The 22,298-nt window shown below is 71.7% G+C and carries 16 protein-coding genes and 2 pseudogenes; 7 read left to right on the top strand and 11 right to left on the bottom strand.

Annotated elements, in window-relative coordinates; genetic code table 11:
* Positions 1-23 precede the first annotated feature (23 nt).
* From F6X51_RS28355 to F6X51_RS13140, 4 genes are read right to left on the bottom strand one after another with little or no spacing between them, the layout of a single operon-like run.
* Positions 24-149, bottom strand: coding sequence for an NAD(P)-binding protein (locus tag F6X51_RS28355; RefSeq protein ID WP_210250305.1), 126 nt, complete (start codon positions 147-149; stop codon positions 24-26).
* 26 nt (positions 150-175) lie between these two features.
* On the bottom strand, positions 176-463 hold the full coding sequence (locus F6X51_RS13145; RefSeq protein WP_281407642.1) for a TetR/AcrR family transcriptional regulator C-terminal domain-containing protein: 288 nt from the start codon (positions 461-463) through the stop codon (positions 176-178).
* A 15-nt stretch (positions 464-478) separates the two neighbouring features.
* Positions 479-652 carry a hypothetical protein gene (locus F6X51_RS27890; RefSeq protein ID WP_191970110.1) on the bottom strand — a complete coding sequence of 58 codons (174 nt, stop codon included), beginning with the start codon at positions 650-652 and terminating at the stop codon, positions 479-481.
* Positions 652-1,599 carry an IS481 family transposase gene (locus F6X51_RS13140; RefSeq protein ID WP_150964103.1) on the bottom strand — a complete coding sequence of 316 codons (948 nt, stop codon included), beginning with the start codon at positions 1,597-1,599 and terminating at the stop codon, positions 652-654. The genes F6X51_RS27890 and F6X51_RS13140 overlap by 1 nt, the downstream gene beginning before the upstream one ends.
* A gap of 199 nt (positions 1,600-1,798) precedes the next feature.
* On the opposite strand from F6X51_RS13140, the gene F6X51_RS13135 reads away from it, so the two are divergent.
* From F6X51_RS13135 to F6X51_RS13120, 4 genes and pseudogenes are all read left to right on the top strand, one after another.
* On the top strand, positions 1,799-2,041 hold the full coding sequence (locus F6X51_RS13135; protein WP_150964102.1) for a hypothetical protein: 243 nt from the start codon (positions 1,799-1,801) through the stop codon (positions 2,039-2,041).
* 322 nt (positions 2,042-2,363) lie between these two features.
* A pseudogene (locus F6X51_RS13130) lies at positions 2,364-3,602 on the top strand (oxalate decarboxylase family bicupin).
* Between the two features lie 758 nt (positions 3,603-4,360).
* Positions 4,361-4,852: an IS110 family RNA-guided transposase gene (locus F6X51_RS13125; protein WP_246696781.1), complete on the top strand. Its 492-nt coding sequence runs from the start codon at positions 4,361-4,363 to the stop codon at positions 4,850-4,852.
* A 224-nt stretch (positions 4,853-5,076) separates the two neighbouring features.
* Positions 5,077-5,588 (top strand): annotated as a pseudogene (locus F6X51_RS13120) (DDE-type integrase/transposase/recombinase); the annotation flags it as partial.
* Between the two features lie 496 nt (positions 5,589-6,084).
* Here F6X51_RS13120 and F6X51_RS13115 read toward each other — a convergent pair.
* From F6X51_RS13115 to F6X51_RS13100, 4 genes are all read right to left on the bottom strand, one after another.
* On the bottom strand, positions 6,085-7,314 hold the full coding sequence (locus F6X51_RS13115) for an MFS transporter (protein ID WP_150964100.1): 1,230 nt from the start codon (positions 7,312-7,314) through the stop codon (positions 6,085-6,087).
* 141 nt (positions 7,315-7,455) lie between these two features.
* Positions 7,456-8,781 (bottom strand): hemolysin family protein, encoded by a 1,326-nt coding sequence (locus F6X51_RS13110; protein ID WP_150964099.1) that lies wholly within the window; start codon positions 8,779-8,781, stop codon positions 7,456-7,458.
* A gap of 132 nt (positions 8,782-8,913) precedes the next feature.
* Complete coding sequence (locus F6X51_RS13105; protein ID WP_150964098.1) at positions 8,914-9,177, bottom strand: GNAT family N-acetyltransferase; 264 nt, start codon at positions 9,175-9,177, stop codon at positions 8,914-8,916.
* A gap of 172 nt (positions 9,178-9,349) precedes the next feature.
* Complete coding sequence (locus tag F6X51_RS13100) at positions 9,350-10,528, bottom strand: zinc-binding metallopeptidase family protein (RefSeq protein WP_150964097.1); 1,179 nt, start codon at positions 10,526-10,528, stop codon at positions 9,350-9,352.
* A 309-nt stretch (positions 10,529-10,837) separates the two neighbouring features.
* Here F6X51_RS13100 and F6X51_RS13095 point away from each other — a divergent pair, with 309 nt between their 5' ends.
* Genes F6X51_RS13095 through F6X51_RS13085 form a run of 3 tightly spaced genes read left to right on the top strand, consistent with a single transcriptional unit; the run spans position 10,838 to position 17,525 of the window.
* The gene (locus F6X51_RS13095; RefSeq protein ID WP_150964096.1) at positions 10,838-14,107 is read left to right on the top strand and encodes a transglutaminase family protein; all 3,270 of its coding nucleotides are present in this window, start codon (positions 10,838-10,840) and stop codon (positions 14,105-14,107) included.
* Positions 14,104-16,623: a circularly permuted type 2 ATP-grasp protein gene (locus tag F6X51_RS13090; RefSeq protein WP_150964095.1), complete on the top strand. Its 2,520-nt coding sequence runs from the start codon at positions 14,104-14,106 to the stop codon at positions 16,621-16,623. The genes F6X51_RS13095 and F6X51_RS13090 overlap by 4 nt, the downstream gene beginning before the upstream one ends.
* Positions 16,620-17,525 carry a transglutaminase family protein gene (locus F6X51_RS13085; RefSeq protein WP_150964094.1) on the top strand — a complete coding sequence of 302 codons (906 nt, stop codon included), beginning with the start codon at positions 16,620-16,622 and terminating at the stop codon, positions 17,523-17,525. The genes F6X51_RS13090 and F6X51_RS13085 overlap by 4 nt, the downstream gene beginning before the upstream one ends.
* Before the next feature lie 173 nt (positions 17,526-17,698).
* Here the strand turns inward: F6X51_RS13085 and mntR are convergent, their stop codons facing one another.
* The 3 genes from mntR to F6X51_RS13070 all read right to left on the bottom strand — a co-directional run bounded on the left by mntR (position 17,699) and on the right by F6X51_RS13070 (position 22,215).
* The gene (gene mntR / locus F6X51_RS13080; protein WP_150964093.1) at positions 17,699-18,151 is read right to left on the bottom strand and encodes a manganese-binding transcriptional regulator MntR; all 453 of its coding nucleotides are present in this window, start codon (positions 18,149-18,151) and stop codon (positions 17,699-17,701) included.
* Between the two features lie 132 nt (positions 18,152-18,283).
* Positions 18,284-20,017, bottom strand: coding sequence for a thiamine pyrophosphate-binding protein (locus tag F6X51_RS13075; RefSeq protein WP_150964092.1), 1,734 nt, complete (start codon positions 20,015-20,017; stop codon positions 18,284-18,286).
* 740 nt (positions 20,018-20,757) lie between these two features.
* Positions 20,758-22,215, bottom strand: coding sequence for an amidase (locus F6X51_RS13070; RefSeq protein ID WP_150964091.1), 1,458 nt, complete (start codon positions 22,213-22,215; stop codon positions 20,758-20,760).
* Between the last annotated feature and the right edge of the window lie 83 nt (positions 22,216-22,298).

Genomic DNA, 22,298 nt, shown 5'->3' with positions numbered 1-22,298 from the left:
TCGTGGATGTCGAGTTGGCCGCCCTAGGTCCGGGCGCTCGGCGACGTCTCCGCCTCGTAGACTTCGGACGCGATGCCATGGACGTGCAGCACCCGGGCGAGGGTCAGGCCGGAAAGACCTGCGCCGATGATCGTAATCGCGCCAGCCATGATCGATCCTTGTCTTGAAACGACGATTAACAGCTCTGATTTGCGGTGATCCCGTCCAGGATCACGTCGAGCGACCTTCGCATCCGCGCGTCGTCATCGTGGTCATCCCCGGCGAACATCCCCTGCCGGACGAGGGCGGCCACGACGGGAAACCGGTCGCCGGACACGGCGGCCAGCGCGCGCTTCACCCGATCGGAATCCTGACCTGCCGCAGCCCGGTTGGCCTCCTCCGCCGCCACGGCGGTGGTGTGCAGAACGAGCATGTCGGCCGCTTCGACGAGCCGGTGCTCCGCGATGCCGCCCTCCCGGAGCAGGCCGAGCAGGATCTCTCACATGCGCAACGTGTTGGGACCTGTCGCGATGGTGGACATCGCAAGCTGCGCCAGTCCCGGACGGAGGTTGAGCGTGTGCAGGTAGGAGAGCAGGTAGTGCTTGAGATGCTCCCGCCACGACGGGTCGGCTTCTTCGAGAAGCGACACCCCAGCCAGCGCTTGATCGAGCATTAGCTGTCGCTGCCAAGGAGGTTGTCCTTGGCGATGCGGCTGATGGGTGGTTGTCCGCCGAGGGCGGCGTGGGGTCGGCTGTGGTTGTATCGTCCGATCCAGGGCAGCATGGCCTGGCGTCGCTCGGCCGAACTCGTGAACGGCCGGGCACAGGCCCATTCGCGCAGGCTGGACTGGATGAAGCGCTCGGCCTTGCCGTTGGTGCGGGGCGTGTAGGGCCTTGTGCGGCTGTGGCGCAGGCCGGCGCTTTGGATCGCGGTCGCGAAGGCGCCGGAGCGATAGGCCGAGCCGTTGTCGGTCATCACGCGCTCGACCACGACCCCGTGGCTTTCGAAGAACGCGAGCGCCCGGGCCAGGAAGCCGGTCGCGCTCGCCTTGCGGTCGTCGGGCAGGATCTCCGTGAAGGCGAGCCGGGAGGCGTCGTCGACCGCGACGTGCAGGTGATCCCAGCCGATGCCGCGGTTCCTCCTCATGCCGCTGCGGTGGCCGGTGATGCGGTGGCCGATCCCGTCGATACGGCCGAGCTTCTTGGTGTCGATGTGGATCAGCTCGCCCGGGCGCTCCCGCTCGTAGCGGCGGACCGGCGGCTTCGGATCGAGCGCCGCGAGCCGGCCGAGCCCGAGCCGGCGCAGCACGCGGCCCACCGTCGAGAGCGGCCGCCGCGCCTGCCGGGCGATGGCGGGCCCGGACAGGCGCTCCCGGCGCAGGCGCGCGATCTCGGCCTCGGCGCGGGCATCCAGGCGCGTGGGCGAGCGGTGTGGGCGCGACGAGCGATCCCGCAGACCCGCCGCGCCCTCGGCCGCGAACCGGGCCCGCCACTTGCGGACCGTCTTCGGATCAAGCCCCAGGGCGGTCGCCACAGCCGACACGCTCCAGCCTTCGGAAAGCCGCTCGACGATCAGCCGTCGACGATGCGGCGTCGTTCGCGCATTCTGGTGGGCGTCCATCCGAGGCTCCGGGTCCGGGGTTGCAGGCTTCGCAACCACAGCCTCGCTCGCTCGCCCCGGATGGACAACCTCCAGAGCAATGACAGCTAGGTCACGGGTGAGGTCTACGGCGCCACGGGCGGCAACGGCACCGCGTGACACATCTCGACGGCCGTGCACCCCCTTCGCGGCGCGGCTATCGATGCGGGAGACGAGAGCGATGGAGCAGCCGGACGCCTTACCGAAGCCGCCGCGCGTCGGCGTAAATCTCATCGCGGTGGAGGTGGGTGACCTCGAAGCCGCGCCGAGCTTCTACGGCACGATCTTTTCCTTCATCCTGCGCGGCCGAGCTGATGGACACGCCTTCTTCGATATGGGCGACGAGTTCCGCGCGCTCGCCGAGACGCGGGCCGCGCTGGCGCGCCCGGTCATCTACCGGAAGGGCACTTCGACTTGGTGGTAGGCGACCGGGCCAGGGCCCTCGCGGAGGCCGCCGGCGCACGTCTCGCCGACGGAGCCTTCCTCGACCCTTGGGGCGACCGCATCGAGATGGTCGGCTGCGCGGACGTCCAGTACATCAGGGCGCCTCGGGATGGGGACGATGCCCGTCCGACCATCCCGTTATCGAGACAAGCGGGCGGCGGATTGAACAAGGCCGCTGTCTCCCGGATTGTTCGAGGAAACAACCTCGTCGGGACCTAAATCGTGTGCCCGTGCTGCCTCGCGGAACCGCGAAGGGCCAACCCAAAGACGCCGCCTCTCAACCGTCATGGATAGGCCGACCGATGTCGAAGCTCTCTCGACGCGAAATGATGGCTGGCGCAGCCGCCGGTGGCATGCTCACGGGCACGGCACAGGGCGAGGCGGCTGAAGGAGCCTCACAGAACCTGTCCCCGCAGCAATCCATCCGGGGACAGGACGGTGCGAACATCATCGGGCCGAGGAACCCGGAGTGGCAGGCGCAGGAACCCTTCACGACCTCGCCGCCGAGGACCGACCATGCACGATGCCGAACCTGAAATGGTCCTTCAGCGATAGCCACATGCGGTTGGAGGCAGGAGGCTGGGCTCGGCAGACCACGACGCGCGAGTTGCCGGTCTCGACCGCCATGGCCGGCGTCAACATGCGGCTGAAGGCGGGCGTCGCCCGCGAGATGCACTGGCACAAGGAGTCCGAGTGGTCTTACATGCTGAAGGGCCGCGCCCGGATCACCGCCATCAACCAACATGGGCAGACGTTCGTGGACGATGTCTCCGAGGGGGACATCTGGTACTTCCCCTCCGGCATCCCACACTCGATCCAAGGGCTCGACAGCGAGGTCGACGGCTGCGAATTCCTTCTCGTCTTCGATGACGGGCACTTCTCCGAGGACAGCACCTTCCGCATCACCGATTGGCTCGCGCATACCCCGCGCGACGTGTTGGCGCGGAACTTCGGCGTGCCGGAGAGCGCCTTGGAGCACCTGCCCAAGGAAGAGCTCTACATCTTCCCCGCGCCCAAGCCGGAACCCATCGCGAACGACCGCACGGGCGGGGCTGGCCCGGTGCCGGAGGGCTTCAGCTACCGGATGCTCGCCCAACCCCCGATCCAGACCCGGGGCGGCACTGTCCGGATCACCGACTCCCACATCTTCCCGGCCTCGAAAACCCTTGCCGCGGCGCTCGTCGAACTGGAGCCTGGCGGGTTACGCGAGTTGCACTGGCACACGGACGGCGACGAGTGGCAATACTACATCGAGGGCAGCGGGCGCATGACCGTGTTCGGCTCGGAGAGCAAGGCGCGCACGTTCGATTACCAGGCCGGGGACGTCGGATACGTGCCCTTCGCCATGGGGCACTACATCCAGAACGGGCTCGACCCCTTTGCGCTTCCTCGAAATGTTCCGCAGTCCGACCTATGCGGACGTCTCGCTCAATCAATGGATGAAGCTGACCCCGCACGCCTTGGTGCGAGCGCATCTCCGGATCGACCAGGCGCTCCTCGACGGCTTGCCGGAGGGCAGGGCGCCGGTACTGCCCGCCTAAGGCCACAGCACGATCCCGGTTGGAAGATCGGCGTTGTCCGGGGCGACACGTCGGGAGATTGAGGCTCGCACCGGTGCGATCCGGTTCCCTGTCTCCGGGTCGGCGAACCGCGCCACGGTCGAGAGACGGCTGCCAGGTACAGTGGGGTGAGCCCACTTGGGGTCGACGCCGAGCCGTTCAACTGGCGTCTTTCTCCTCCTGGACGGTGTCGCTGAACGGGACCGTGAGCAAGGGCCGACAATCCTCGCCCGTCATCCGTAGGAGACGACCATGACCGAGAGGAAGGGTCGGGCAGCGAGAGGGCCAGAAAGCGAATGCCAAGGCGAGCCACGAGGGCAAGTCGTACCCGCGCACCTCCTCCGCCCAGGTCGAGCTCGCCAAGGAGGGCGGCAAGGGTAAGGAGCGATGCAGGCCCCTCCGGCGGGCCTTACGCCCGGACGGAAGCCGCCAATCGTTCGACCTCGCGTAGCCGTCCGCATCGAGGCTCCCGGGGCGGCATCACCCGTATCGTCGCCGAAGTCGGGTGTCAGGGGGCCGCGGCGGTCCCGGGCGTCTCCGCCATCCGCTTGAGGATGGCCTCCAGCCGCACGGGGGCCCATTTCCAGCAATCCACGCCGACGTCGAGGCTGGTGCGGGTGCCGGGCAGGCTGCCGTGGGAGTGCCGTAGAGGTGCAGGTCGCCGTGTCGGGCGTGGGGCCAGGTCCGGTGGGCGTAGTGGCTGCACCAGATGGCGCGCTGATGCAGCTCTACCAGCCTTGATGAAGCCGCTGCTGCGCGAACTGATCGACCTTCTCCGAGCCGTAGATCAGCGTGTCGCCACGCTCGAGCGGCAGATCGTGACCTGGCACCGAGCGAATGACGCCAGCCGCCCGCTCTCGGCCATCCCCGGTGTCGGCCCGCTGACTGCCAGCGCCATGCTGGCCAGCGTGCCAGGCCACAGCGTCTTCAAGAGCGGGCGTCAGTTCGCGGCTTGGCTGGGGCTCGTTCCGCGTCAACATTCCAGTGGCGGTCGAGAGCGGATGCTGGGCATCAGCAAGCGCGGCAACGTGTACCTGCGCACTCTGCTGATCCATGGAGCCCGCTCGATCACCACACATCCGGGATCCTGCCCGACGCGACTGCATCAATGGGTGGAGCCGTTGCGCGGCCGACGACACGCCAACGTCGCGGTTGTGGCGCTGGCCAACAAGATGGCCCGGATTGTCTGGGCGGTGATGGCGCGCGACGAGCCCTACGCGCCAGCCCATTGATACGGACTGAGGTGCATTCCGTTCTCGATTGCTCAGGCTACTGACGTTACTGGCACAACGGTCGGACCGTGGTCGGCTCAGCCCGTGAAGCTCCCAGGACCTTGTGGTCCGCACGTCTGATAGGGCGCTGATTCGCGGATATCCATGATGGCCAAAGGCTTTGCCCGAGGGCCGGATACATGGCTGCAATCGATCCAAGCGCCTGGGACAGCACAGCTTGACAACGGCGCCTCCATACATGGAGCTTCGACTTCGTCCGGGTCCGGACCCACGACGGCCGAAGCCTGCGCCTCCTGACGCGATCGACGAGCACAGCCGCGCTTGCCTGGCGCTGAAGGTGGCGCGGCGCATCGACAGCGTAGGTGTGATCGAGGCGCTGGCCGACGCGATGTGTCTGCACGGCATTCCGGATAACATTCGCTGCGATAATGGGCCGGAGATGATCGCCAAAGCGCCGCACAAGTGGGTCGCCAAAGCCGGCTCGCAGATCCCGTGCATTGCCCCAGGCTCGCCGCGGGAAAACGGTGACTTACGAGAGCTTCAACGGCAAGCTTCAGGACAGTGCCTGAAGCAGGAAATATTCTACTCGCTGAAGGTAGCTCAGATCGTGATAGGTCTTTGGCAGAACGCCTACAACCGTGTCCGGCCGCATTCGTCGATGGGCTATCGGCCACCTGCGCCTTTCAGCTGTCCAGATCTGGCCTTCCGCCTACCCATGGCCGCTATCACGCAGTAGCCTCGCAAATGGCCCGGTCCAAAGTACCGGTCAGGTCAGTGGCGCCTCTGCAGAACGGTGCCAAGCCCTTGGAGATCCAGGTGACTTGACATGCCGTGCGTGAGCCATTCCCGAACCCGGGGGAGCAATCGTTCAGCGAGAGCCTTTCCGCACAACCCGCTCGGACACTCCTTGGCAGTAGGGGCGTGGCTCGGAGATCGATAAATCCCACGCTCTTCCCATGCTACCTCCCGCCAAGTCACGACGGGACAAGAGAATTCCGTGGCTTCAATAGTTTAGCTCCGACCGGGGTAACGGTCCCCTCAGCTCCACCAGGCTTTCCTGGTGATCGTCGCTGCCCTGAACCGGATGCCCTGAGCGCTGCGATGCGCGGCGCAGGTTGCTCCGATGTTCCACGCTGTCCCTTCACATTCGATGGCCCCGTTCCACGGGCGTTCGCAGCGTCCCTGATCCCGCTTCCCGCGTGCGGCATCGGCGCGCCGGTGGATCGGCCCGCTCATCCGTTCGGCGAGGGTCCCGTCGGCGGGGCCGGGCGCGACAGCAACCGGGCCGTCGCGAGGCCGAGGCCGAGGATCACCACGGCGCAGCCGGCCAGCGCCGCGAACTGGCCGACGCCCTGCAGGGCGGCGCCCACGATCGCGACGCCGAGGGCCTGGCCGCAGAAGAACGAGAAGGCGTGGAGCGCCACCGCGGAGGCGCGCGCGCCCGGCGCCACTTCCGTCACCTGCACCTGGAAGGTGTTGTGCAGCATGTAGAAGCCGAGCCCCATGGCGACGAGCGCGGCGCAATCGATCTGCCAGCGGCCCGCGAGCCCGATGGTGAGGAGCGCCCCGGCACAGATGATGCCGCCGCCGATGAGCATCCGCGACATGCCGAGGAAGCGCAGCAGCAGCGCCACGAAGCCCGCGTAGAGCAGGCCCCCCGCCGCGAAACCCGCGAGTGCCAGGCCCGCCTCGCGCGGGCCGCCCTCGCCCCGCGCCTCGATCAGGGGGGCGAGGTGGGGGAAGATCCCGAAGACCGCGATCGCCTCGACGAAGACCGCCGCGAACAGGACGCGCGCCCGCGGGTTGCCGATGATCGCGCGGTAGCGGGTCAGCGCCTGCCGGAACTCCGGTCGACGGGGCGGGGCGCCGATCCCGCGCTCGAAGCCCAGGAGCGCGGCGCCGCAGCCGAGCGCCCCGATGGCGGCCGTGATGGCGAAGACGCCCTTCCAGCCGACCTGCCCCTCGATCAGCCCGGCGAAGGTCGAGCCCGAGAGCTGTCCCAGGATCACCGCGACGAGGAAGCGGCCGATCGCCACCTGGCGGCGCTGCATCGGGATCCGGTCGCCCATCAGGGCGAGGGCGAGGGGCACGACGCCGCCGGCCGCCGCGCCAGCGACGATCCGCAGGCCGAACAGGACGTGGATCTCGGTCGCGAGGGCGCAGCCCAGGAGGGCCAGGGCGAGCAGGCCGAGGCAGACGGTCATGACGCGCTCCTTGCCGAGCGCATCGCCGATCGGGCCCAGAACCGGCTGGATCAGGGCGTAGGGCAGGGCGAAGGCGGTCGAGAGCAGCGCCACCGTGTGGGCGTCACTGCGCAGGTCGCGCGCGAGCACGCCGACGAGGGGCTCGACCGAGCGCCCCGCGAAGGTGCTGGCGAAGCCGGCGACCGCCAGCACGGCGATCAGGCGCAGCGTCGAGGGGGCGGGTTCGGCCGTCACGATCGGGGGCCGGGCGCTCGGCATCGTGCGGGGGATGCGGCGGCGACCCGCGGCCGGCGCGACCCCGTCCGCGGATGAGCGCCCTCCCGTCCCCGGTGGACGGACGGGCCGCTCCGCCGGCGGGGCGGGGGGGGCCGGCCTCCAGAATGCTCCGGTTCGATCATGTCAGGCGTCCGGATCGATGCGCGCGGCCAGGATCTTGTCGACGCGCCGCCCATCCATGTCGACCACCTCCAGCCGCCAGCCCTGCGCCTCGACGAAATCGCCCGCGGCCGGGATGTGTCCGAGCTGGAAGATGACGAAGCCCGCAAGCGTCGTGAATTCGTCCGTATCGGGGCGCTCCACGAAGGCGAGGCGCGCGAACGCCTCCTCGGCCGGCATCATCCCGTCGATCAGGAGGGAGCCGTCCGAGCGTTCGACGACGGCGGGCTCGTCGCCGGGCTCCGGGATGTCGCCCGCGATCGCCTCCAGGAGGTCGGTCTGCGTGACGATGCCCTCGAGGCTGCCGTACTCGTCCACCACGATGGCCATCTGGACGGGATTGCGCTGAAAGGTCTCGAGGACCGCGAGGACCGACATCGCCTCGTGAACGACGATGGGCGGCCGGGTCGCGGCCTCCACGTCGACGCTCCCGCCATCGAGGAGCTGATCGAGCAGGTCCTTCTTGCGCACGACGCCCACGACCTCGTCGACGATGGCCTTGCTGACCACGACCTGCGCGTGCGCGCAGGCGCGCACCGCCTTCAGGATCCGCTCCTGGCTGTCCTCGGTGTCGATCCACTCGATCTCGTGGCGCGGCGTCATGATCTCGCGGATCCGGCGCTCGCCGAGGGTGAAGATGCGCTCCACCGCCTCCTGCTGGGCCTCGCGGATCAGGCCGGCCTCGCGGCTCGCCTCGACCAGGAGATTCAGTTCGGCCGTCGAGTGCTGGCCCCCTTCGCCGTGCCCCGGCTGCAGGCCGCAGAGGCGCAGGATGCCGTTGCCGAGCCCGTTCAGGAACAGGATGGCGGGGCGGAAGACCAGGAGGAACAGGCTGAGCGGCCGGATCACCGCCAACGCCGTGCGCTCGCTGCGCTGAAGCGCCAGGCTCTTCGGGGCGAGCTCGCCCAGAACGATGTGCAGCGCCGTGATGATCACGAAGGAGATCACCACCGCGACCGTGTGCGCGGCGGCCGTGGCGAGGGAGAGCGGCAGCCAGGCCAAGGCCGGCTCGATCAGGTGCGCGAGGGCCGGCTCGCCGACCCAGCCCAGGGCGAGCGACGAGATCGTGATGCCGAGCTGCGTCGCGGCCAGGTGAGCGTCGAGGTGGTCGGTCGCCCAGAGGAGGGCCTTCGCGTTGGTCCGCCGTTCCGCGACGAGTTCCGCCACCCGGCTCCTGCGCACCGCCACCAGGGCGAATTCGGCGGCCACGAAGAAGCCGTTGGCCAGCACCAGTCCAAGGACCGCCAGGAGGCCCAAGCCGGTCGCCCAAGCATCGTCGGAAATCGTCATCTCCTCGTCCACACGGCGGCGCAGGCCTAGCAGGATCCCGGGGGCCTCGCCATCGTCCGCTGCGCGCTGTCACCAACGCCGTGCCGCGCGGTCCGCTCGGGATCGCCCGGCGAGAAGCCCGGCCGGCGCGGTTCAGGCGAGGAGGTCGCGATGATCCGGATGCCGCCGCAGCCAGGCCCGGGCATAGCCGCACAGGGCGATGATGCCCTGCCCCTCCGCGCGCGCCCGGCGCGCCACGGCGTCCATCAGGCGGCCGGCGGCGCCGGTCCCGCGCAGGATCGGCGGCGCGTACACGTAGGTGATGACGAGCCTCCCCTCCTGCCGGCGGTAATCGGCGAACACGGTCTCGTCGTCGACCTGCAGCTCGAAGCGGTTCTTCTCGGTGTTGTCCTGCATGGAGGCCTGTCTCGATCCACGATGCGTCCGAGCGATCACGAAGCCTGCCCGGACAGGGTCCGGCCCGGGGAAGCCGGGCCGGGCCGGCCGCCGCCATCGCGGCCCAGACGAATCCGCGGGCGCCGAGCGCCATCGTCGCGGCGGCGTCACGAGCGCCATCGTCGCGGCGGCGTCAGACGTTCGGGGCCGCCACGCGGTTGCGCAGGCCCCGGATCACCGCCCGCAGGATGTCGGCGTCGGCCTCGCCGAGACCCTCGGTCGCGCGCACGGCGTAGATGCGCTCGTGCACGAAGGCGAGCTTGGCGATCACCGCCGGGGTCAGCTTGAACGGGTAGAGCGCCGCCTGCCCCATGCTGCGGGCGAGGGAGTTGACCGCGTAGGTCAGCGGCAGCCAGACCTCGATCAGCCGGTCGAGATCGGCGGTGCGGTGGGGATCGAAGTCGATGACCACCGGCTCGGACGGGCCGTGGCGCAGGCGCGGGCGCACATGCAGCTCGAAGGCGCTCGCGGTCTCGATCGTGTCGACGATGTGGAGGTAATGCGCCCAGGTCTCGGCGAAATCCTCCCACGGGTGGCTCGTCGCGTAGGCGGAGACGTAGGATTCCTCCCAATCCGGCGGAGCCCCTTGCGCGTAGTGCCGCTGCAGGGCGGCGCCGTAATCCTGGCTCTCGTCGCCGAACAGGGCCCGGAAGGTGACCCGGCTCGGGTCGTCGCGCACCAGCACGTTCCAGAAATAATGCCCCACCTCGTGGCGGAAATGCCCGAGCAGCGTGCGGTAATACTCCCCGAACAGCATCCGGCGGCGCTCGCGCTCGACGTCGTCGGCCTCCGCGATGTTCAGGGTGATGAGCCCGTCCCGATGCCCCGTCAGCACGGGCGGCCCGATCAGGAAGCTCTCGGCCGGATCGACCAGGAAGTCGAAGGCGAGGCCGGTCGGGCTCTCGGCGCGCGAGGGGAGGGGCAGGTCGAGGCGCAGCAGCGAGTAGAACATCCGGTGCTTGGCCGCCTCGATCTGGCGCCAGCGGGTCAGGTTCCAGCCCACCGCGAGGTCGGGCACCACCCGGTTGTGCCGGCAGGTCCGGCAGAAGATCTCGCGGGACTCCTCCGGCACCAGCCAATTGCAGGCCGCCTGGTGGGCATTGGCGCAGAAGCGGTACTTCTGCCCCGGGCGGGCATAGGCGTGGAAGGTCTGGGACTGCCCCATCTGCGGATGCCCGGAATGCCCGGACGGCTCGAGGGCCGAGACCTCGTGCACCTCGCAGAGGTAACCCAGGCGACGCTGGCAACTCTCGCAGGCCGTGCTCTCGAAGCTGACCGGCTGGTCGCAGGCCTGGCACTGGAAGATCTTCATCGCAGGGTTCCGGTGTCCGTCCGCGGCAACCGTGGCGGGGCCTTCGAGCGACAAGGTCGCTTCGTCGCCAAAGTTCCCGCGAGCGGCACGCGGGGGCGGGCGCTTGGCAAGGGGACCCCGGGGCGCCTACAGCACGCGGGCTCCGTCGCCCCCCCGGCGCGGTGCCCGCACTGCACGGAACTTGCTTGACCGACCCGCCCCGGCCACCGTCGGCCGGGCCTGCCGCCGCGCCTCGGATGCGGTAGAGTGAACAACGCCCAGACCGCCGGCCGCGCCCCGTGCCGGACATCCGCAGCGACGGGAGTCCTCGTGTCGATCAAAGCCGCCCTGCACCACGTCACGCATTACCGCTACGACCGGCCCATCGCGCTCGGCCCCCAGGTGATCCGCCTGCGGCCGGCCCCGCATACCCGGACCAAGATCCCGTCCTATGCGCTGAGGGTGACGCCCGAGAACCACTTCGTGAACTGGCAGCAGGACCCGAACGGCAACTGGCTCGCCCGCCTCGTCTTCCCCGAGAAGGCGACCGAGCTGAAGATCGAGGTCGATCTCACCGCCGACCTGTCGGTGATCAACCCGTTCGACTTCTTCGTGGAGGAATACGCGCAGACGCGGCCCTTCGCCTACGCGGACGACCTGACGGTCGAGCTCGCCCCCTACCTCGTCACCGGGGATGCCGAGGGCCCGGAGATCGACGCCTTCCTGGAGCGCCTGCCGGAGGAGCCCGGCACGGTGCAGTTCCTGGTGCAGCTCAACGACCTCGTCAGCTCCGAGATCGCCTACGGGGTGCGGATGGAGCCGGGGGTCCAGACGCCGGCCGAGACGCTGCGCCTGGGCAGCGGCTCGTGCCGCGACTCCGCGTGGCTCCTGGTGCAGGTGCTGCGCCGGATCGGCCTCGCCGCCCGCTTCGTCTCCGGCTACCTGATCCAGCTCGTGCCCGACACCACGGCCGTGGAGGGCCCCGAGGGCACCAAGACGGACTTCACCGACCTTCATGCCTGGGCCGAGGTCTACCTGCCGGGCGCGGGCTGGATCGGTCTCGACGCCACCTCGGGCCTGTTCTGCGGCGAGGGCCACATCCCCCTGGCGGCGACGCCGCACTACCACTCCGCCGCACCGATCTCGGGCCTCGCCGAGCCCGCGGAGGTCAGCTTCGGCTTCGAGATGTCGGTGACCCGCATCGCCGAGGCGGCGCGCATCACCAAGCCCTTCTCGGAGGCGGTCTGGGCCGCGATGGACGCCCTCGGCGACCGCATCGACGCGGACCTCGCCAAGCAGGACGTGCGCCTGACCATGGGCGGCGAGCCGACCTTCGTGTCGATCGACGACTACGAATCGCCCGAGTGGAACGCCGCCGCCGTCGGCCCGACGAAGCGGGGCCTCGCCGACAAGCTGATCCGGCGCCTGCGCGAGCGCTTCGCGCCCGGCGGCATGCTGCATTACGGCCAGGGCAAGTGGTATCCCGGGGAGAGCCTGCCGCGCTGGGCCTTCGCCCTGTACTGGCGCCGGGACGGCCGGCCGATCTGGCGCGACCCCGGCCTGATCGCGGCCGAGGACGGGCCGGCCACGGCCGAGCCCGAGCAGGCACGGGCGCTGATCGCGGCGCTCGCCGGGCGGCTCGGCCTCGAATCCTACGTCCTGCCGGCCTACGAGGACCCGAAATACTGGACCGAGAAGGAGGCGGAGCTGCCGCCGAACGTCACGACCGGCAACCCGATGCTCGACGCGGCGGAGGCCGATGCCCGGATGCGGCGGGTCTACGAGCGCGGCCTCGGTCAGGCCGCCGGCTACGTCCTGCCGCTGGCGAGCCTGCCCACCGGCGAGGCCGCCGATTCGGACCGCCGCTGGATCTCGGAACCCTGGGAGTTCCGGCGCGGATACGCCTTCCTGACGCCGGGGGATTCGCCCCTCGGCTTCCGCCTGCCCCTCGCCTCGCTGCCGCACGTGCCGCCCGAGCACTATCCCTATTACCAGCCGCAGGATCCCCTCGAGGGGCGCGGCCCCCTGCCGGAGGGCCATCCCGGCGCCGGGACCGTCAACGGCTCGGGCGTGACCGGGGTCGCCGTGCGCACGGCGCTGGCGGTCGAGCCGCGCAACGGCGTCCTGTGCGTGTTCATGCCGCCGCTGCAGCGGGTCGACGAGTATCTCGAGCTCGTCGGCTACCTGGAGGCGGCCGCCGCCGCCCTGCGCCAGCCGCTCCACATCGAGGGCTACGAGCCGCCCTACGACCCGCGGGTGAACGTCATCAAGGTGACGCCCGACCCCGGGGTGATCGAGGTGAACGTGCATCCGGCCACGACCTGGCGCGAGGCGGTGCAGATCACCACCGACCTCTACGCCGACGCCCGGCAGACACGGCTCGGCGCCGAGAAGTTCATGACCGACGGGCGCCACACCGGCACCGGCGGCGGCAACCACGTGGTGCTCGGGGGCGCGACCCCGGACGATTCCCCGTTCCTGCGCCGGCCGGACCTGCTGAAGAGCCTGGTGCTCTACTGGCAGCGCCACCCCGCGCTCTCCTACCTGTTCTCCGGCCTCTATATCGGCCCGACGAGCCAGGCGCCGCGCATGGACGAGGCGCGCCACGACGGGCTCTACGAGCTCGAGATCGCCCTCGCCCAGGTGCCGGCGCCGGACACGCCGAACATCCCGCGCTGGCTCGTCGACCGGATCTTCCGCAACATCCTGGTCGACGTCACCGGCAACACCCACCGGGCCGAGATCTGCATCGACAAGCTCTACTCGCCGGACGGGCCGACGGGGCGCCTCGGCCTCCTCGAGTTCCGCGGCTTCGAGATGCCGCCGGACCCGCGCATGAGCCTCGCGCAGCAGCTGCTCCTGCGCGCCATCGTGGCCTGGCTCTGGCGCGAGCCGCAGGAGGGCGGCTGTGTCCGCTGGGGCACGATTCTGCACGATCGCTTCATGCTGCCCCATTTCCTCTGGGCGGACTTCCTCGGCGTGCTGGAAGACCTGCGCGGGGCGGGCTACGACTTCGACCCCGCGGCCTTCGAGGCGCAGGCCGCATTCCGCTTCCCCGTCTTCGGCCAGGTCGAGCACGGGGGCGTGGAGCTCGAGCTGCGCCAGGCCCTGGAGCCCTGGCACGTGCTCGGCGAGGAAGGAACGATCGGTGGCACGGTGCGCTACGTCGACAGCTCCGTCGAGCGCCTGCAGGTCAGGGTGGCCGGCTACGTGCCCGGTCGCCACGTCATCGCCTGCAACGGCCGGCGCCTGCCCATGACCGGGACGGGCACCGGCGGCGCGGCCGTCGCCGGCCTGCGCTTCAAGGCGTGGCAGCCGGCCTCCTCGCTGCACCCGACGATTCCCGCGCACTCGCCGCTCACCGTCGACATCCTCGATGCCTGGAGCGGGCGCGCGCTCGGCGGCTGCCGCTACCACGTCGCGCATCCCGGGGGCCGCAACTACGAGACCTACCCGGTCAACACCTACGAGGCGGAGGGGCGCCGGCTCGCCCGCTTCCAGGCGCACGGCCACACCCCGGGCCGGATCGAGATGCCGCTCGCCGAGGCGAACCCGGAATTCCCGCTCACCCTCGACCTGCGCAGACCCGCGCCGCGATGAGCCCGGCCGGCCGCCAGGGCGAGGAGGGACCGCCCGAGCGACTGGCCCGCTGGACCGGGGGCTACCGGCCTCAACCCGGGCTGCCGGACGAGTTCATGGCGGCGGACGGCGCGATGCGCGGCGCCTGGCCCCGGCTGCTCGAGCGCCTCGGCGACCTGGGCGAGGCCGAGATCATGGCCCGCTTCGTCTCGGCCGAGCGCCATATCCGGGACACCGGCATCTCCTTCCGGATCTACGGCGACCAGCGCGAGCATGCCTGGCCGCTCGGCTCGCTCCCCCTGGTGATCGAGGCCGACGAGTGGCGCACCCTGAGCGAGGGCCTCGTCCAGCGCGCGGAGCTGATGGAGGCGATCCTCGCCGACGTGTACGGGCCGGCCGGCCTCGTCTCGGCCGGGCTCCTGCCCGCTTCGGTCGTGGCGGGCAGCCCCGAGTTCCTGCGCCCCCTCCACGGGGTCAGCCCGCCGGGGGGGCGCTACCTCAAGCTCTACGCCGCCGATATCGGGCGGGCCCCCGACGGCCGCTGGCGGGTCCTCGCGGACCGCACGCAGGCCCCCTCGGGCCTCGGCTACGCGCTGGAGAACCGGATGGTGCTGAGCCGCACCTATCCGGACCTCTACCAGGACCTCCACGTCGAGCGCCTGCCGCCCTTCTTCCAGAGCTTTCGCGAGGGCCTCGCGGCGGGCGCCGAGCGGGCCGATCCCCGCATCTGCCTGCTGACCTCCGGGCCCTACAGCTCGACCTATGTCGAGCAGGCGGCGCTCGCCCGCTATCTCGGCCTGATGCTGGTCGAGGGGGACGACCTCGTGATGCAGGACGGGTGCCTGCAGGTGCGCACCGTCTCGGGGCTCAAGCGGGCCGACGCCCTCTGGCGCCGGATCGACGGGGACTACCTCGATCCGATCGAGCTGAACCCGGCCTCGCGCCTCGGCGTCCCCGGCCTGATCGAGGCCCTGCGCAACGGCAGCCTCGTGATGGCCAACATGCCGGGCTCGGGCATGGTCGAGTCGGGGGCGCTCGCCGCCTACCTGCCCGGCATCGCCCGCGCGCTCCTCGGCGAGGACCTGCGCCTCGAGAGCCCGCGGACCTGGTGGTGCGGCGACCCGGACGGCCTCGCCTACGTGCGCGACCACCTCGACGACCTGACCCTGCGCCCCGCCGCCACCCCCCAGCGCGGGGCGGGGCGCGACGCGATCCTGGGGCCGCACGCCCTCGCGGCCGACCGGGCGCAGGTCGTCGCGGCCCTGCGCGACCGGCCCTTCGACTATGTCGGCCAGGAACCCGCGCCCCTCTCGACGATGCCCGGGTGGGAGCGCACCGAGTCCGGCCTGCGCTTCGTGCCGCGGCCCTTCGCCCTCCGGGTCTTCGCCGCCCGGACGCCCCAGGGTTGGCGCGTGATGCCGGGCGGCTTCTGCCGGATCTCCGAGCGGCCCGACGTCGACCCGATCGAGATGCGCCTCGGCATCAAGTCGGCCGACGTCTGGATCCTCTCCGGCAGCCCGGTCGACGCCCCGACCCTCGCCGTGCAGGGCGCGCCCCGGGTCCGCCGGATCGCCGGGCACCTGCCCTCGCGGGCGGCCGACACCCTGTTCTGGTACGGGCGCTACACCGAGCGGGCGGAGGCGGTGATCCGCCTCGTCCTGGCCCATCTCGGGAGCGTGGGCGACGCGGTCGTCACCGACATCACCGGGGACGTGCGCGCCCCGACGGCCCTGCGCATCCGCGCCATCCTCGACGAGTGGGGCGCGGTCAGCGCCCCCGACCTGCCCACCGCCGCGATGGCGCAGGAGGCCCTCGTCGGGCGGGAGAGCCGCGGCTCCGCGCGGGCCCACATCCTCTCGGCCCGCACCAACGCCGCGACCCTGCGCACGCGGCTGTCGGGCGAGGCCTGGCGGGTGCTCGCCGACCTCGTCGACCTGCTCTCCCTCGACCAGGCCCGCGACTTCGCGGAATCGCAGTTGCTGCGCCGGGCCGAGCGGGCGCTCAGCCACATCGCCGCCCTGTCCGGGCTGACCCACGAGAACATGAGCCGGGCGGCCGGCTGGCACTTCGTCGATCTCGGCCGGCGCATCGAGCGGGCGATCAACACCTGCTCCTTCGCCATGGCCTTCGCGGGCGACGAGGCCAGCGCCGACGACCTCGGGGTGATGCTGGCCCTGTGCGACTCGCAAGTGACCTACGGGGCGCGCTACATGCAGGGCGTGGCCCTCGACCCCGTCCGCGACATGGTTCTGCTCGACCCCTACAATCCCCGCTCCGTCGCCTTCCAGGTGGAGGCGGTGCTGCGCCACCTCGCGGACCTGCCGGCGCTCAGCGCCGACGGCATCCCGGAGCCGCAGCGGCGCCTCGCCTCGCGGATCGCGGCCGAGTTCTCCGCCGGGGAGGCCGGGGATTTCGACGGCGTCGCGATGGCGCGCCTCGAGAGCGAGCTGGAGCGCCTCGCCGACGCCGTCGCGGGCCGCTACTTCCCGAACGGGCCGCACGCCCTGCGCCCGGAGAAGCTCGCGGGGCTCGCGTGATCTACACGTTGCGCCACCTGACCGCCTATCGCTACGGCCGGCCCGCCCGCTTCGCCCGCTGCTCGCTGCGCCTCCGCCCCCGCGACGGCGAGGGCCAGACCGTGCTGGCGAGCCGCGTCGAGATCACCCCGGCCCCGAGGACCGAGGTCCGGCGCCAGGATTATTTCGGGATCGAGACCACGGCGATCACCATCGACACGCCGCACACGGCCTTCCGGGTCGAGGCCCTGTCCCGCATCGAGGTGGCCCGTCCGCCCCTGCCGGACCCGGAGGCCGGCCGGCCCTGGGAGAGCGTGCGCGACGCGGCCGCGGCGAGCCGCGACCTCGGGCCGGATTCGCCCGTGCACTTCCTGTTCCCGAGCCAGCGCGTGCCCCTGGTGGCCGCCGTCACCGATTACGCGCGGGCGAGCGTCCTGCCCGGCCGCAGCGCCTACGGGCTCGCCCACGACCTGATGCGGCGCATCCGGGACGATTTCCGCTTCGACGCGAAGGCCACCACCGTGTCGACGCCCCTGGCCGAGGCCTTCGCGCTCCGGGCCGGCGTCTGCCAGGACTTCACCCACGTGATGATCGCGGGGCTGCGCGGCCTCGGCCTGCCCGCCGCCTATGTCAGCGGCTACCTGCGCACCATCCCGCCGCCCGGACGGCCGCGCCTGCGCGGGGCGGATGCCAGCCACGCCTGGGTCTCGGTCTGGTGTGGCGACCGCTGGATCGGCCTCGACCCGACGAACGGCGTCGGGGTGCGCGACGACCACATCGTGGTGGCGCGGGGCCGGGATTACGGCGACGTCTCGCCCATCGACGGGATCGTCAGCGCCTCGGGCTCCCAGAAGCTGAAGGTCGAGGTCGACGTGGTGCCGGAGCACGAGGAGGCGGAGGTCGCCGCCGCGCTCTTCGCCTGAATCCCGCATCCCCCGCATGGACAGGGCCGCCCCGCATGCCCTGTGGCGCGCCATCCCGGTCGGAGATGTCGCCGGGAGGCCGGCCTCCCGCCGCATCCCGCGGGAGGGCGGGGTGATCCGATACGGCCCAAGGGCCGGGGCAGAGCCGGGGCCCGCGGATCCGCCTCCGAGTCTCAGGCGTCCCGCTCGCCCTCGGCGAAGCGGCGGAAGGCCTCGAGGGTCTCGGTGCTGACATGGTGTTCGATGCCCTCCGCGTCCCGGCGGGCGGTCTCGGGGCTGACCCCGAGGGCGCAGAGGAAGCCCTCGACGATGCGGTGGCGCTCGCGGCTCTGCTCGGCGAGCACCCGGCCGGCCTCGGTCAGGAACACCCCCCGGTAGGGCCGCTGCTGCACGAAGCCCTCCTCGGCCAGCCGCTTGAGCATCTTGGCGACGGTGGGCTGGGCCACCCCGAGGCGGGCCGCGATGTCGACCTGGCGGGCCTCGCCGCCGTCGCCGATCAGGTCGGCGATCAGCTCAACGTAATCCTCGACGAGCTCGAGCCGGCGCGCCTCCCGGGCCTGCCGGAAGCTCTCGACATGGACTTCCGGATCGAGGAGGGCGGGCTCGGGTCTCGACGATTCCTGCATGGTGCCGGCCTGTCTCCCCGCTGCTCCGCACCGGTCCCGGGCGCGGTCCCCTCTGTCGGGCCTGTGTAGCAAACGCGGGTGGGGGTACGGGAGTCCCGCCCGCCGAATTCGCCGTCCCCCTCCGGCTCCCCGTCAGGTCGGGCTGACGATCACCTCGATCAGGTTCGGCAGGCCCGAGCGCAGGCCGGCCTCGATCGCCGGGGCGATCTCCTCCGCCCGGGTGATCCGCCGCGCCGCGACCCCCATCGAGGCCGCGAGCGCCGGGAAGTCGAGGCGCGGGTCGACGAGGTCCATGGCGATGAAGCGGTTGGCCCGCACCGAGGCGTAGTGCGTCTGGCTCTTCATGAACTTCTTCAGGATGTTGTACTCGGCGTTGTTGATCACCACGAAGGTGATGGGCAGCCGCTCGTGGGCGGCGCTCCACAGGGCCTGGGGCGAGTACATCGCGGCCCCGTCGCCGACGATGCAGACCACGGGCGACCGGTCGAGCCCGAGGGAGAACCCGACCGAGGCCGGCATGCCCCAGCCGAGGACGCCGCCGCGCATCGAGGAATATTGCCGGGTCCAGTTGCTGTGCAGGAAGGTGCGCAGGTGCCCGAGGGTGGCGGGCGCCTCGTCCACGATGGCGATGTCGGAGCCGACCGCCCGGGCGATCTCGCGGGCGGCCACGAGCGGCGTCACCACGGGGGCGTCGAACTGGGCGTCGGCGGCCGAGAACAGCCGGGCCCGCCGGGCGTCGTAGGCGAGGACCGCCCGGGCGCGCTCCGCCGCGTAGGCCTCGCGGCGGTCGGCGATCCGGGCCTCGAGGAGCGGCTGCAGCACCGTCAGGGAGGCCCGGATGTCGCCCACCATCGAGAGCGCCGTGACGTAGGTGCGCCCGAGGTCGCGCACGTCGGCCGAGAGCTGGAACACCTGCGTGCCCGGCGGCACCGCCGAGCCCTCGGTGTACAGGACCGTGATCAGCGACTTGCCGCCGAGCGCGAAGACCGCGTCGTAACCCCCGAGGATCTCGGCGATCTCGGTGGCCTTGGTCGGCAGGTTCCCGGCCCAGAGCGGGTGCGCGGTGGGGAACGGGATATGGGCCGGCCAGGACGAGCCGTAGACCGGAGCGGCCAGCGCGTCGGCGAGGCGCACGGCCTCGGCGGACGCGTCGCTCGACTCGATCTCGTCGCCCGCGATCAGCGCCAGCCGCCCGGGCGGGATCGCCGCGAGGTGGTCGGCCAGCCGGTCGAGGGAGCCCGCCACGGCGCAGCGGTCGATGGTGGAGATCTCGCCCGGCGAGGCGTCGGTCATCTCCTCCATCACGTCCATGGGCAGCGACAGGAAGACCGGGCCGGAGGGGGCGGCGTTGGAATCGTGGAAGGCGCGGCGCAGCAGGATCGGCAGCTGGTCCGCGTGCGTCACCTCGCGGGCCCATTTCACGGCGGGCGCCGCGATGGTGACGAGGTCGCCGAACAGCAGCGGGTCGGTGAGGACGTGCCGGGAATCCTGCTGGCCTGCCGTCACCACGAGGGGCGTGCCCGTGATGTGGGCGTTGAGCAGGTTGCCGAAGCCGTGCCCGAGGCCGCCCGCCGTGTGCAGGTTGAGGAAGGCCGGCCGGCGCGCCCCCTGGGCGTAGCCGTCCGCCATCGCGACCGCGCTCGCCTCCTGCAGGGCCAGCACGTAGGCGATGTCGGTGGCCTCCGTCAGGGCGTCGATCAGCGGCAGCTCGGTGGTGCCCGGGTTGCCGAAGATGTAGCGCACGCCCTCGCTGCGCAGCACCTCGACGAGGACCGCCGCGCCGCGGCGGCGCCCGAGGGCCTCGGTGGTGGTGATCGCGCTCTTCGTGGTCGTGCTCTTCGTGGTTGCGTTCTTCGTGGTCGTCATGGACCCCCGCCTGCCTGACCCGCCGCCCCGAGGCCGAGGCTACGCCGTCCCGCAGGAGGCTACGCCTTCGCGCGGGCGAGGCAATCGCCCCCGGCGCGCGATGCCCGGCCGAGACCGGCCCGGGCATGCATGCCGGGCCTGCCGGCGGGGCATCCCCCTCGGGCCTTCGCGGCGCGGCCCCAACGCGGATGCGGCCCTGCAAACGGAAGCGGCCCCGCGCGCGGATGCGCCGGGGGCTTGGCCGGAAGGGTCGTGACGGGTCGCGCCGGGTGACGCGGGACGCCGAAAGACCATCGAGGGTTGGAACGAGACCGGTCTCCCGGCGTCCCGCGGCCGCCGGGCCCTCGCGGGACCGCCGGCCGATTTGGCGTCGCGGATCTGGTGCGTCCGCATCGACTCCGACGTCGGGGCGGGGGTCGGACCTCGTCCCCGTTGCGGGCCTGCCTCGCCGCACCGGGCCTCGTAGTGGGCCCGGCCTCGGATGTGCCCGAGGGCGCCCCGGCCACCGGCCGGACACGTCCCCTGTCGCGCGAACGCCCGGGGCGATGGCGACCGAAGCCATCGACGCGGGACCGCCTCGGTCCCCAGCCCCCGCGGCCGGTCTCCGCGGGAGCCCCCGTCGGGTGGGGGCGAGCGGCCAAGGGTCTATGACAGGAAACCCAAAATGTCAAGTTATTTTTCCTAGGTGCCGCGTCGGGCATCCCGGCCCCGGGGCCGGGGGGGGCGCGGCGGATGCCGGCTCAGAGCCCGTCGAGGAGCGGCGGCCGGCGGCGCTCGACCCAGCGGGTGGCCGCGTCGTAGGCGGCGCCGAGTTCGAGGCAGGCGCGCTCGCCGTGGTTGGGGCCGACGATCTGGATGCCGGTCGGGAGCCCCTCAGGGCCGAAGCCCGCCGGGACGTTGAGGGCGGGCAGGCCGCTCATGGTGACGGGGATCACAACCTGCATCCAGCGATGGTAGGTGTCCATGTCCCGCCCGCCGACCCGCTTCGGCCAGGGCAGGGCGGCGTCGAAGGGGAAGACCTGGGCGCTCGGCATCGCCAGGAAGTCGAAGCGCCGCATGAAGACCCGCAGGGTCTCGTACCAGGCGCTGCGCCCGGCCAGGGCCGCCGCGACCCGGCCGGCGTCGAGGGCGAGGCCGCGCTCCACCTCCCAGATCGCCTCGGGCTTCAGGAGCGCCCGCCGGGCCGGGTCGGCGTAGAGCGGGCCGAGGCTCGTGGCCGTGAGCCAGGCGCGCAGCACCAGCCAGTCCCGCCACAGGGCCTCGAAGTCGAAGGCCGGGCAGGCCTCCGCCACCTCGCAGCCGATCGCGGCGAGATCCGCGAGCGCCGCCCGCCCGAGTTCGAGCACGCCGGGCTCGAAGGGCAGGTGGCCGCGCAGGTCCCCGAGCCAGGCGATGCGGGTCCCCGCAAAGTCCCGCCCCAGGGGGGCGGCGAAGACGGCGGGATCGGCCGCGATGGCGAGCGGGCAGCGCGGGTCGGGGCCGGCCTGGACCGACAGCATCAGGCCGATATCGGCGGGCGAGCGGCCGATCGCGCCCTCCACCGCGAGGCCCGGGGTGAACAGGTCGGGGCCGGCCTGCGGGATGCGGCCGTAGCAGGGGCGCAGGCCGTAGAGGTTGTTGAAGGCGGGCGGGTTGCGCAGGGACCCGGCATGGTCGCTGCCGTCCGCGACGGGCTGCATCCGGAGCGCCACCGCCACCGCCGCGCCCCCGCTCGAGCCGCCGGCGGTGCGGGTGGGGTCGTGGGCGTTGCGGGTGGTGCCGTGGACCGGGTTGAAGGTCTGCGAGCCGAGGCCGAATTCCGGCGTGGCGGTCTTGCCGATGAAGAGCGCGCCGCCCCGGCGCAGGCGCTCCGCCATGAGCGAATCCGCCCCGGCGACCCGGTCGCGGAAGATCGGCGAGCCCTGCGTGAAGGGCAGGCCCGCCACCGCCGCGAGGTCCTTCACCGCCAGGGGGATGCCGTGGAGCGGGCCCCGGCTCCGGCCGCGGGCGAGGTCCGCGTCGCGCTCGCCCGCCTGCCGCATCAGGTCCTCGCGCGGCTGCAGCGCCACGATGGCGTTGACGGCGGGGTTCAGCCGCTCGATCCGGTCGAGATAGGCCGCCATCACCTCGGCGCAGGAGACCCTGCGCGCGTGGATCGCCCGGGACAGGGCGACGGCCCCGAGCTCGACGATGGCGCCCGCGGCGGATCGGGACGTCATGGTTCACCCGTCATGGTTCACCCGTCATGGCTCACCCGTCATGGCTCATTCCAGGCCGCGACACGCGCCCCTGCCGGCCGGAT

Origin of the sequence: Methylobacterium planeticum, from assembly GCF_008806345.1 — a bacterium.
Taxonomy (GTDB): Bacteria; Pseudomonadota; Alphaproteobacteria; order Rhizobiales; family Beijerinckiaceae; genus Methylobacterium; species Methylobacterium planeticum.
This window is presented reverse-complemented; position numbering and strand designations above follow the sequence as displayed.